Source organism: Micromonospora halophytica, assembly GCF_900090245.1.
In the GTDB taxonomy this organism is placed as follows: domain Bacteria; phylum Actinomycetota; class Actinomycetes; order Mycobacteriales; family Micromonosporaceae; genus Micromonospora; species Micromonospora halophytica.
The window spans coordinates 180,356-192,547 of record NZ_FMDN01000001.1 but is presented as its reverse complement, the minus strand read 5'-3'; the positions used below and the strand labels follow the sequence as shown (position 1 = coordinate 192,547).

The 12,192-nt window shown below is 74.4% G+C and carries 8 protein-coding genes; 5 read left to right on the top strand and 3 right to left on the bottom strand.

The window, feature by feature from the left end:
* Positions 1-199: 199 nt before the first annotated feature.
* A complete protein-coding gene (locus GA0070560_RS00850) occupies positions 200-757 on the bottom strand; it encodes a sugar O-acetyltransferase (RefSeq protein WP_091290023.1) in 558 nt (185 codons plus the stop codon).
* Positions 758-931: 174 nt separating this feature from the next.
* Between GA0070560_RS00850 and GA0070560_RS00845 the strand changes: the two genes are divergently transcribed.
* Entirely contained in the window at positions 932-4,252 is a 3,321-nt protein-coding gene (locus tag GA0070560_RS00845; RefSeq protein WP_425412591.1) for a S8 family serine peptidase, read from the top strand.
* Between the two features lie 69 nt (positions 4,253-4,321).
* Here GA0070560_RS00845 and dapD read toward each other — a convergent pair whose 3' ends face one another.
* On the bottom strand, positions 4,322-5,278 hold the full coding sequence (dapD, locus tag GA0070560_RS00840; RefSeq protein WP_091290019.1) for a 2,3,4,5-tetrahydropyridine-2,6-dicarboxylate N-succinyltransferase: 957 nt from the start codon (positions 5,276-5,278) through the stop codon (positions 4,322-4,324).
* Between the two features lie 130 nt (positions 5,279-5,408).
* Between dapD and dapE the strand changes: the two genes are divergently transcribed.
* On the top strand, positions 5,409-6,482 hold the full coding sequence (gene dapE, locus GA0070560_RS00835; RefSeq protein WP_091290016.1) for a succinyl-diaminopimelate desuccinylase: 1,074 nt from the start codon (positions 5,409-5,411) through the stop codon (positions 6,480-6,482).
* Positions 6,483-6,752: 270 nt separating this feature from the next.
* Here dapE and GA0070560_RS28545 read toward each other — a convergent pair whose 3' ends face one another.
* On the bottom strand, positions 6,753-6,914 hold the full coding sequence (locus tag GA0070560_RS28545; protein WP_170839223.1) for a hypothetical protein: 162 nt from the start codon (positions 6,912-6,914) through the stop codon (positions 6,753-6,755).
* 156 nt (positions 6,915-7,070) lie between these two features.
* On the opposite strand from GA0070560_RS28545, the gene GA0070560_RS00830 reads away from it, so the two are divergent.
* The 3 genes from GA0070560_RS00830 (at position 7,071) to GA0070560_RS00820 (ending at position 12,164) form a co-directional block, all read left to right on the top strand.
* The gene (locus tag GA0070560_RS00830; protein ID WP_091290014.1) at positions 7,071-7,949 is read left to right on the top strand and encodes an LOG family protein; all 879 of its coding nucleotides are present in this window, start codon (positions 7,071-7,073) and stop codon (positions 7,947-7,949) included.
* 4 nt (positions 7,950-7,953) lie between these two features.
* On the top strand, positions 7,954-8,499 hold the full coding sequence (locus tag GA0070560_RS00825) for an LOG family protein (protein WP_091290012.1): 546 nt from the start codon (positions 7,954-7,956) through the stop codon (positions 8,497-8,499).
* Between the two features lie 116 nt (positions 8,500-8,615).
* The gene (locus tag GA0070560_RS00820; RefSeq protein WP_091290829.1) at positions 8,616-12,164 is read left to right on the top strand and encodes an ATP-dependent helicase; all 3,549 of its coding nucleotides are present in this window, start codon (positions 8,616-8,618) and stop codon (positions 12,162-12,164) included.
* Positions 12,165-12,192 lie beyond the last annotated feature (28 nt).

Genomic DNA, 12,192 nt, shown 5'->3' with positions numbered 1-12,192 from the left:
TGCTCCGGCGCAGCAGCCGGGCCATCAGGGCACGTTCCCGCAGGAACTCCACCGCCTCCGGGTAGCCGCTGCGGTTGCGGATCGGCGGGTCGGCGACCTCCCCGCCGTTGGGGTGCAGCGCCTCCGGACCGGCCACCGGGCCGTCCCGTTCGCCGACGCTGACCTGCCGGCCCCAGCGGTCGGTGTCGCGCCAGAACGACTATTCCAGGGTTCTCACCACGCGGGCGGGGTTGCCGACGGCGACCACGTTGGGTGGTAGGTCTCTGGTCACCACGGCGCCGGCGCCGACCACCGTGTTCTCGCCGACGGTGACTCCGGCGAGCACGATGGCTCCGCCGCCGAGCCAGACGTTGTCGCCGATGGTGATCGGCTTCGCCGCCTCCCACTTGTCCCGGCGGGGGCCGGGCTCGACCGGGTGGGTGGGGGTGAGCAGCTGCACGTTCGGTCCGATCTGGACGTCGGCTCCGATGGTGATCCGGGCGACGTCGAGGAACACCGCGTTGAAGTTCACGAAGCTGCGCGGGCCGATGTGGATCTGCCAGCCGTGGTCGCAGTGGAACGGCGGGCGGATCCAGGTGTTCTCGCCGAGGGAGCCGAGCAGTTCGCGCAGGGCGGCGAGCCGCCCCTGCGGGTCGGCCGAAGGGCTGGTGTTGAAGCGTTCCGTCAGCCGGGCGGCGCGGTCGAGGTCGGCGATGATCTCGGGCTCGTTCGCGAGGTACGGCTCGCCGGCGAGCATCCGGTCCTTCATGGACGTCATCGGTCGATCGTGCCGGACCGGGACTCCGGACCGTGTCAGGACCGTCATTTTCTGTACTTCAAATTACATACTTAGTATGTAATTCTGGTCTCCGTCAATGCGACTCCCGTAGTGATGACGCTTCACGAGGAGGAACCGTTGCACAGGAGAAGAAGGACGGCCGCACTCGGCCTCGTGCTCGGCCTGGCGGTCACCGCGCCCGCCGTCGTGCCGACCACCGCCTCGGCCGCCCCGGCGGCCGGCGACCCGGCAGTCGGACCGGCGGCCGCGCCCCGGAAGTCCACCACGGTCACCCTGGTCACCGGGGACCGGGTCACCGTCACCGCTGACGGCAAGGCCGCCGTGCGACCCGGCCCCGACCGCGACGACCTGCGCTTCCTGGTACGCCGCGAACGCGGGCGCCTGTCGGTGACGCCGCAGGACGCGGTCCCACTGATCCGGGCCGGTCGGGTCGACCGGCGGCTCTTCGACGTCACCGGCCTGATCGCCGCCGGCTACGACGACGCCCGCCGCGACAACCTGCCGCTGCTGGTGTCGTACGCCTCCGGCGAGACCCGGCGTGGCGTGACCGCGCTGCCCGGCGCGCGGGTGACCCGGGAGCTGCCGGCGATCCGGGGCGCGGCGGTGACCGCCGGCAAGTCCTCCACCGGCGCGGTCTGGTCCACGGTGACCACCGGCCCGGCCGGTGCGCGGCTCGGCGCGGCGGGGGGCGTCGAGCGGCTCTGGCTCGACGGCCGACGCACCCCCACGCTCGACCACACCGTCCCCCAGATCGGCGCGCCCGCCGCCTGGTCCGCCGGCCTCACCGGCAAGGGCGTGACCGTGGCGGTGCTGGACACCGGCGTCGACGCCACCCACCCCGACCTGGCCGGCAAGGTCGCCGAGGCGCGCAACTTCGCCGAGACGCCCGACGCCCGGGACACCGTCGGGCACGGCACCCACGTCGCCTCCACCATCGTCGGCAGCGGTGCCGCCTCCGGCGGCCGGTACAAGGGCGTGGCACCCGATGTGGCCCTGCTCGACGGCAAGGTCTGCGAGGACTTCGGGTGCAGCGAGTCGGCCATCCTCGCCGGCATGCAGTGGGCCGCCGTCGACAAGCGCGCCGCAGTGATCAACATGAGCCTCGGCGGTTGGGACAGCCCCGACGTCGACCCGCTGGAGGAGGCGGTCGGCACGCTTACCGCCGAGACCGGCACGCTCTTCGTCATCGCCGCCGGCAACTCCGGCTCCGACGGGTCGGTCGGCTCGCCGGCCAGCGCCGACGCCGCGCTCGCGGTGGGCGCGGTGGACCGCGACGACCGCCTCGCCGACTTCTCCAGCCGGGGACCCCGGGTGGGCGATGACGCGTTGAAGCCCGACATCACCGCGCCCGGCGTGGACGTGGTGGCCGCCCGCTCCGCCCACGGGCAGATCGGCGACCCGGTGGGGGAGCGCTACGTCACCCTCTCCGGCACCTCGATGGCCACCCCGCACGTGGCCGGCTCGGCGGCCCTGCTGGCCCAGCAGCACCCGGACTGGAAGGCCGGTCAGCTCAAGTCGACGCTGATGGCGGCGGCGAAGCCGCACCCGGCGCAGACCGCGTACCAGCAGGGGGCGGGGCGGGTCGACCTGACCCGGGCGATCACCCAGCAGGTCACCAGCGACCCGGTGAGTGTCTCCTTCGGTCGTACCCTCTGGCCGCACCACGACGACGCGCCGGTCACCCGGACGGTCGCCTGGCGCAACGCCGGCTCCGCCTCGGTCACCCTCGACCTGACGGTCGAGGCGAACGGCCCCGGCGGGCAGGCCGCCCCGGCCGGCATGTTCACCCTCGGCACGAACCGGATCACCGTGCCGGCGGGCGGTCGGGCCGAGACCACCGTCACCGCGAACACCCGCCTCGGCGACGCCGACGGCTACTGGACCGGCCGGGTGCTCGCCCGGTCCGGGACCCAGGCCGCGGTCACCCCGCTGGCCGTGCACAAGGAGGTGGAGAGCTACACGCTGCGGCTGACCCACCTGGACCGGGCCGGTGCGAAGGCGGCCGACCACTGGACCACCCTCGCCAGCCTGGAGCGCTTCGACGTCCGGGACGCCTACGGCGCCGACGGGACCGCCGAGGTGCGCCTCCCCAAGGGCCGGTACGGGCTCAACTCGCTGATCTTCGAGCCGGCTCCGGAGGGCGAGGCCCCCGGGCTGACCATGCTGGCCCGACCCGAGCTGGTGATCGACCGGGACCTCAGCCTCACCCTGGACACGCGGACGGCGAAGCCGGTGCGGACGACGATCCCGCAGCGCGGGGCGAGCCCGATGCTGATCGACGTCAGCGCGATCTTCTTCGCCGACGACGGCGGCATCTACGGCTTCGGGCTCTGGACCGACACCTTCGAGGGCCTGACCACCGGCCAGGCCGGCGGACGCACCGTCTCGGACGAGCAGTTCGTGGCGACGGTCAGCAGCCAGTGGGCCGACGCGGAGGCGGCGAGCAGCCCGTACCTGTACGCGATGAGCGAGGCTGTCCCGGGCCGGATGCCCACCGGCTTCGTCCGCGACTACCAGGAGAAGGACCTGGCCACCGTGGTGCACAAGTTCCACGGCGGCTACGCCGGGCTGGCGGCCGAGCGGCACGTCTTCCCCGAGTTGGAGTACAACACCGGCGCCTCGGCGATCGTCCTGCGCGTCACCGTGCCCGGTCAGCGGGTCGAGCACTACAACACCAGGAGGGTGCGGTGGGAGTCCGAGATCGGCTTCGGGACGGTCAAACCCGACGTGCCCTGGCTCGATGTGAAGGCCGCGCTCTTCTCCACGCCGACGGCGTACCGGGCCGGCCGGACCGTCCACGAGCACTGGAACCAGGCCCCCTACGGGCCGTCGTTCCCGACGCCGCGCTGGCCGGACCAGAGCGTCAGCAGGCTGGGTGACTCCATCTTCGTCGGCCTGCCGGTCTTCAGCGACGCCGCCGGCCACCCCGGCGGTTCGGTGACGGACCGGGAGGGCACCCGGCTCTGGCGCGACGGCAAGCTGGTCGGCGAGTCCGCGTACGCCGGGTACGGCCAGTTCGACGTGCCCGCCGGCGCGGCCGACTACCAGTTGTCCGTCTCGGCGACCCGCAGCTTCACCGACCTGAGCACCGAGGTCGAGTCCACCTGGACCTTCCGCTCGAAGCACGTGGCGGGCGAGGACCCGGTCCGGCTGCCGCTGTCGGCGATCCGCTTCACGCCACCGCTGTCCGCCGACAACAGCGCCCGGGCGGGCCGGCTCCTCGCCGTCCCGGTCGAGGTGCGGCGGCAACCCGGCGCGGGCACCGCGAAGGTGGAGAAGCTGACCATCGACGTCTCGTACGACGGCGGGAAGACCTGGAGCGAGGTCAGCGTCCTGCGGCTGCCCCGTGCCGGCTGGGTGGCGATGATCAAGCACCCTGCCACCGCCGGGTACGCGTCCCTGCGGGCCACCGCCCGGGACACCGACGGCAACACGGTGACCACGCGGATCATCCAGGCGTACCGGCTGAAGTGAGCCGTGCCTCCGGGCCCGCCGGCGCGGGCCCGGAGGAAGCGGGGTCGGGGCGTCGTGCCCCGGCCCCGCTCAGTCGTTGGCGTGCAGGGCGGCGTTCAGCTCGATGCCCCGGCCGGTACGCGGCTTCGCCTCCAGCGCGCCGGTGACCGAGTTGCGCCAGAAGAGCAGCCCGGCCACGCCGGAGAGCTCCCGGGCCTTGACCACCCGGCCGTCCGGCAAAGTGATCTTCGAGGCGGCGGTGACGTAGCAGCCCGCCTCGACCACGCAGTCGTCGCCGAGGGAGATGCCGACGCCGGCGTTCGCGCCGACCAGGCTCCGCTCACCGATGCTGATCTTCTCGGTGCCGCCGCCGGAGAGGGTGCCCATGATCGAGGCGCCGCCGCCGATGTCGGAGCCGTCACCGACCAGCACGCCCTGCACGATCCGCCCCTCCACCATCGAGGTGCCCAGCGTGCCGGCGTTGAAGTTGACGAAGCCCTCGTGCATCACGGTGGTACCGGAGGCGAGGTGCGCGCCGAGGCGCACCCGGTCGGCGTCGGCGATCCGCACGCCGGAGGGGACCACGTAGTCGGTCATCCGGGGGAACTTGTCCACCCCGTACACCGCCAGGTGGCGGCCGGCGGCCCGCTCGATCACCCGCAGCTCGTCGACCCGCTCCGGCGGGCACGGCCCGGCCGAGGTCCAGGCCACATTGGCCAGCTTGCCGAAGATGCCGTCCAGGTTGAGCTCGTTGGGCCGGACCAGGCGGTGGGAGAGCAGGTGCAGGCGCAGGTACGCGTCGGCGGCATCCTTGATCGGGTCGTCCAGCGAGCCGATCACGGTGACCACCTGGACGGTACGCAGGCCGGGCAGCGCCCGCTCGCCGATCGCGCCCGGCGGCAGGTCGAGCACGTCGGCCTGGTCCTCGCCGGGGACCAGCGGCAGCTCACCGAGTCCCAGCTTGCCGGTCGGGTACCAGGTGTCGAGCACCTGATCCTCAGCCGTGATGGTGGCCAGGCCGATACCCCAGGCGGATCCGGACGTCACAGCACTCCCTCTCGTTCGCGACCGCGGGCTCGCGGGCTCCTCGCGCCCCGCGTGACCGGGTGTCTTGACACCCGCCGCCCGGGACCGCTCACTCCTCGCGCCCACCGATCCTGAAGGTACCGTGCGATCCATGGAGAACCCGCTGACCCCCGAGGTCCTGGCCGATCCGGTGGCCCTGACCCGTGCTCTGGTCGACATAGAGTCCGTCTCCCTCAACGAGAAGGCGATCGCCGACTGCGTCGAGGAGGTGCTGCGGAAGGTGCCACACCTGACCACCTTCCGGCACAGCAACACGGTGATGGCGCGTACCGACCTGGGGCGGTCCTCCCGGGTGGTGCTCGCCGGCCACCTGGACACGGTGCCGCTGAACAACAACTTCCCGTCGACCATGCGCGGCGACCTGATGTACGGCTGCGGCACCTCCGACATGAAGTCCGGGGTGGCGTTCGCCCTGCACCTGGCGGTCACCCTGCCCGACCCGCGCTACGACGTGACGTACCTCTTCTACGAGGCCGAGGAGATCGAGTCGAGGTACAACGGGCTCACCCTGGTCGCCGAGGCGCACCCGCAGTGGTTACAGGCGGACTTCGCGGTGCTGCTGGAGCCGACGTACGGCATCGTCGAGGCGGGCTGCCAGGGCACCATGCGGGCGATCGTCACCACGCACGGCGAGCGCGCCCACGCCGCCCGGTCCTGGCACGGGGTGAACGCCATCCACGGCGCGGGCGAGGTGTTGCGCCGGCTGGGGGAGTACCAGGCGCGGCGGGTGACCATCGACGGCTGTGACTACCGCGAGGGGCTGAACGCGGTCCGGATCAACGGCGGGGTGGCCGGCAACGTCGTCCCGGACCGGTGCGAGATCGAGGTCAACTACCGGTACGCCCCGGACCGTGACCCGGCGGCGGCCGAGGCGCACCTGCGCGAGGTGTTCGCCGGCTTCGACCTGGCGGTGACGGACGCGGCGGCGGGTGCGGCCCCCGGCCTGGACGCGCCGGCCGCGCAGGAGTTCCTGGCGGCGGTGGGCGCTGCGCCGATCGGCAAGCTGGGCTGGACGGACGTGGCCCGCTTCGCGGCGATGGGCATCCCGGCGCTGAACTTCGGCCCCGGCGACCCCAACCTGGCCCACCACAAGGACGAGCACGTCGAGATCACCAAGATCCGCGACGGCGCCGCCACCCTGCACCGCTGGCTCTCCCCACTCTGACCCCCCCGCCCTCCCGCCCCCGCCCTCCCGCCCTCCCACCCTCCCGCCCCGCGATCTTGCACTTAGGGCCGCCGATTTCGGGCGTGATGCACCCTTTGTCGCGGCCCGAACTGCAAGATCGCGTGGGCGTGCGCGTGCGCGTGGGCGTGCGCGTGGGCGTGGGCGTGGGGGGGGCGGCGTGGGGTGGGACGGGGTGAGGCCCCGGCGGTCGTGGGACCGTGCGGGGCCTCGCGGGTGGCCGGGGACCGGCCGGAAGACGGTGCGTCCGGGTCAGACGCTGGTGAGCAGAGAGTCGTCGGTGGGCTCGGTGGACTCGGCGGCGGGTTCCGCCGGGGACTCCAGTTGCCGGGCGCGGCGGCGCTCGGCAACCACGTCGCGGATGCGCCGCTGCATCTGCCGGCGGATCCGCATCCGCTCGTTGTTGCTGATCACGCTGTGCTCCTCCCCCGAAGGCGCGTGCCGGGGCATACCCGGTATGTGAATAGTAAGACGTACGGGCGAGCGAATTAGTTGCCCAAGATCGCGAACTTTTTCGCCGGGTCGTCGCCCCACTCACTCCGGAGGTGCCGCTGAACTACGGTTGCTCCCATGAGTGAGAGCAAGGGGCGGCAGCCGGGCCGCGATCCGGAGCGGCACCGGGGCGCGGTCACCCTGCGCCGTGGCGCGATCCCGACCAGCACCGCCGACCAGCGACTGCTCGACTCGCGCAGCCGCAGCGACTGGAAGACCAAGGACGCCTGGCGGGCGCTGCGGATCCTCTCCGAGTTCGTCGAGGGATTCGACACCCTGGCCGACCTGCCGCCCGCGGTCAGCGTCTTCGGATCCGCGCGCAGCAAGCCGGAGAGCCCCGAGTGCCGGATGGCCGAGGAACTGGGCGCCGCGCTGACCCGGGCCGGGTACGCCGTGATCACCGGCGGCGGGCCGGGCGTGATGGAGGCGGCCAACCGGGGAGCCAGCGAGGCCGGTGGACTCTCCGTCGGGCTCGGCATCGAGCTTCCCTTCGAGCAGGGGCTCAACGACTGGGTCGACCTGGCCATCGACTTCCGCTACTTCTTCGCCCGCAAGACCATGTTCGTCAAGTACGCCCAGGCCTTCGTCGTGCTGCCGGGGGGCTTCGGCACGATGGACGAGCTCTTCGAGGCGCTCACCCTGGTGCAGACCGGCAAGGTCACCCGCTTCCCGGTGGTGCTCATGGGCACGGCGTACTGGAGTGGGCTGATCGACTGGTTGCGCGACACGATGGCCGTCGAGGGCAAGATCGGGGCGATCGACCTGGAGCTGATCTGCCTCACCGACGACGTCGCCGCCGCCGTCCGGCACATCGTGGAGGCCGAGGCCGCCCTCTCCGCCGAGCAGGAGGCGGTCCGCGAGGAGGCCGTCGCGGTGGCCGCCGCCGACCAGCGCGCCGCGCGGCGGGCGTCGGCCGGCCGGCCGGACCGGGCCGCCGGGGACGGGCGGGAGGGCTGACCGGGTGGCCGCGATCTGCGTCTTCTGTGCGTCCTCCCGTACCCTCGACCAGCGCTGGCTGGAGCTGGCGGCCGAGACGGGCGCGCAGCTCGCCCGGCGCGGACACACCCTGGTCAGCGGCGGTGGCTGCGTCGGGATGATGGGCGCGCTGGCCGACGGCGCGCGGGCGGCGGGCGGGCGGACGCTCGGGGTGATCCCGCAGTCCCTGGTCGACCTGGAGGTCGCCGACCTGGCCTCGGACGAGCTGCTGGTCACCGAGAGCATGGCCGACCGCAAAACTCTGATGATCGAGAAGTCGGACGCGTTCCTCACCCTGCCGGGCGGGCTCGGCACGCTGGACGAGCTGTTCGAGGTGTGGACCACCGCCACGTTGGCGCTGCACGCCAAGCCGATGGTGCTGGTCGACACCGACGGCTTCTACCGCCCGATGCTCGACTGGCTGGCCGCCCTGGCCGACCAGACCTTCCTCAAACCGGCCGGCCTCGACCTGCTCGCGGTCGCCCGGACGGTCCCCGAGGCCCTCGACACCATCGAGTCCCGGCTGACCTGACCGGACCCGTCCGGCAGTGTCGGACGTGGAGCCGGTGGAGGGCGCCGGTCCCGTGCTCGCCCGAGCGGCGGGGTGGGGTGCGCCCGGCTGTCGTACCGGCGTGGTGGGATGTGGGGGTGCAGGGGTACCGGCTGGTGCGCCGGCCTGCCGGACCGGTCCCGGGTGACGGGCGGTCCGCCGCGACGGTTCGGGGGGACCGTCGGCCGGGCGGGCCGACCGAGGGGCCCGGTCGGGCCGGCGCGGGCGCCGAGGGGGAGCCGCGGTCCGGAGGGTCGGCGGGCGCTGCCGCGCACCCGACGGGCCCTGCCGGCCAGCCGCCGGGCGCTGCCGCGCACCCCCTGGGACGGCTGACCGATCCGCTCCAGGCCGAGGTCGTCGCGCACACCGACGGGCCGATGCTGGTCGTCGGCGGGCCGGGCACCGGCAAGTCCCGCACCCTGGTCGAGGCGGTCGCCACCCGGGTGGCCGAGGGCGTCGACCCGGAGCGCGTCCTGGTGCTCACCTTCGCCCGCCGGCAGGCCACCGACCTGCGGCAGCGGATCGAGGCGCGGATCGCCGCCGACGGGCACCGGGTGCTGCGCGAGCCGCTGGTGCGCACCTTCCCGGCGTACGCCTTCGGGCTGCTGCGCCGGGCCGCGGCCGAGCGCGGCGAGCCGTCTCCCCGGTTGCTCACCGGGCCCGAACAGGATCTGATCATCCGCGAGCTGCTCGACGTGGTCGGCGAGGAGTCCGGCGACGACCCGGTCGGCTGGCCGGAGGACCTGCGCCCCGCCCTGCGTACCCGGGCCTTCGCCGGCCAGCTCCGCGACCTGCTGATGCGCGCCGCCGAGCGCGGGGTCGGCCCGGTCGAGCTGGCCCGGCTGGGGGAGAAGCTGGGCCGCGCCGACTGGCCGGCCGCCGCGCGCTTCCTCCGGGAGTACGTCGCCGTCCTCGCGCTGCGCGACGTCAGCAACCGGGGCTCGGTCGCCTACGACCCGGCCGAGCTGGTCCGGGCCGCCACCGGCATGTTGCTCGACGACCCCGGCCTGCTGGACGCCGAGCGCCGCCGGCTGGCCCACGTCTACGTCGACGAGCTGGCCGACACCGACCCCGCCCAGCAGGAGCTGCTCGCCGTCATCGCCGGCGGCGGCAAGTCCCTGGTCGCCTTCGCCGACCCCGACTCCTCCACGTACGCCTTCCGGGGCGCCGACCCGGCCGTGGTGAGCGGCTTCCCGCACCGGTTCCGCACCGCCTCCGGGGCACCGGCGGCCCAGGTCACGCTGACCACGTCGTACCGGGCCGGTGCGGTGCTGCTCGGGGCGGCCGGGCGGTTGGCCCGGCGGCTGCGCGGCCCGTCGGCGCACCGGCGGCTGCGCCCGCTGCCCGACGTCCCGCCCGGCACCGTCGAGGTACGCACCTTCCGTTCCGCCACCAGCGAGGCGGCCTGGCTGGCCCACGCGCTGCGTTCCGCGCACCTGCTCGACGGCGTGCCCTGGTCGCGGATGGCGGTGCTGGTCCGCTCCACCCACCTGCACCTGCCCTCGTTGCGCCGCGCCCTGCACACCGCCGGGGTGCCGACCGTGGTGCACGGTGAGGACCTGCCGCTGCACCTGCAACCGGCGGTCGCCCCGCTGCTGCTCCTGCTGCGCTGCGCCCTGGAACCGACGCGGCTGGACGAGGAGGCGGCGGTCGCCCTGCTGCACTCCCCGCTGGGCGGGGCCGACCCGCTGGCCGAGCGGCGGCTGCGTCAGGGGCTGCGCGCCCTCGCCCTGGCCAGGGGCGACCGCCGCCCCTCCGGCGAGCTGATCGTCGAGGCGCTGCGCGACCCGGCCGAGCTGGCCGGCATCGACCGGCGCTGGGTCGAGCCCGCCCGTACGGTGGCCGAACTGCTCGACACCGCGCGTCGGGCGGCGGCCACCGCGGGTGCCACCGCCGAGGACGTGCTCTGGGCCGTGTGGCAGGCCAGCGGGCTGGCCGAACGCTGGGCCGGCGTGATCAACCGGGGCCGGGCCGCCACCGGCGAACACGAGACCGCGCAGCGTTGGCGGGCCGAGGCCGCCGACCGCGACCTGGACGCCGTGCTGGTGCTCTTCGACGCGGCGGCCCGGTTCACCGACCGGCTCCCCGGCGCGCGGACCGAGGTCTTCCTCGACCACGTGCTCGGCCAGGATCTGCCCGCCGACACCCTGGCCGCCAGCGCCGACCGCGGCGAGGCGGTCCGGCTGCTCACCGCGCACGCGGCGAAAGGCCTGGAGTGGGACCTGGTCGCGGTGGCCGGGGTGCAGGAGGGCGTCTGGCCCGACCTGCGGTTGCGGGGCAGCCTGCTCGGCTCGGAGCGTCTGGTCGACGTGCTCGCCGGCCGGGCCGACGGCGCGGGCGTGCGGGCCAGCCTGGTCGGCCAGACCTCCGCCCTGCTGGACGAGGAGCGGCGGCTGTTCCACGTCGCGGTGACCCGGGCCCGTCGGCGGCTGCTGGTCACCGCCGTCGCCTCGGCGGCGGTCGGCGGCGACGACCACGAGGAACAGCCCAGCCGCTTCCTGCACGAGCTGGGCCCGTCCGGCCCCATCGCGCCCGGGCCGGGCGGCCCGACGCCGCCGGGCTCCGGCCCGTCCACGACCGGCGCGACCGTCCGGACCGCCGACGACGCGGACGACGACCGGCCCCGGGAGTTGCCCGTCGGGCGCCCGCCCCGGGCGCTCACCCTGTCGGCGCTGGTGGCGGAGCTGCGTACCGCCGTCACCGACCCGGCGGCGTCGGTCACCCGGCGGCGCGCGGCGGCGGCCGAGCTGGCCCGTCTCGCCGCCGCCGGCATCCCCGGGGCGCACCCCGACGACTGGTGGGGGTTGCGCGGCCTCTCCGACGACCGGCCACTGGTCGACGAGGGCGAACCGGTCCGGGTCACCCCGTCGGCGATGGAGAGCGCGCTGCGGTGCAGCCTGCGCTGGCTGCTGGAACGGCACGGCGGCAGCGGCCCGGCCAGCGCCGCGCAGGGCGTGGGCAACCTGGTGCACGCCGCCGCGATGCTCGCCGAGGACGCCAGCGCCGACCGCACCGCCCTGCTGGAGTACGTGGCCGCCCGCTTCGACGCGATCGAACTGGCCGCCCGCTGGATGGTCGGCCCGGAGCGGGAACGCGCCGAGGCCATGGTGGACAAGCTCCTCCGCTGGCTGGCGGGCAACCCGCGCCGGCTGCTCGCCATCGAGCACGAGTTCGCGGTACGGCTCGACGACCCGAGCCGCCCGGTCGAGCTGACCGGCCGGGTGGACCGGCTGGAGGTGGACGCCGAGGGCCGGCTCGTGGTGATCGACCTGAAGACCGGCAAGTCCACCGCGGTCACCGAGCGGGAGGTGGCCGAGCACCCGCAGCTCGGGGCGTACCAGGCGGCGGTCGAGGCGGGCGCGTTCGCCGAGTTCGGCGGCGAGGCGGGTGGTGCGGCGCTGGTGCAGCTCGGCACCGGGGCGAAGGAGGCGAAGGAACAGACCCAGGCCGCCGCCGGGCAGGGCCCCGAGGCCGGCTGGGCCACCGCCCTGGTCCGGCGCACCGCCGATACGATGGCCGCCGCCACCTTCGCCGCGGTCGCCAACTCGAAGTGCCGGGTCTGCCCGGTACGGACCAGCTGCCCGGTCTCTGGCCAGGGCCGCCAGGTCGTCGAGCCGCCGACCGTCCGTCCCCCGGAGCTGCCGTGAGCGTGAGCACCGAGCCGCCCGCCGCTGC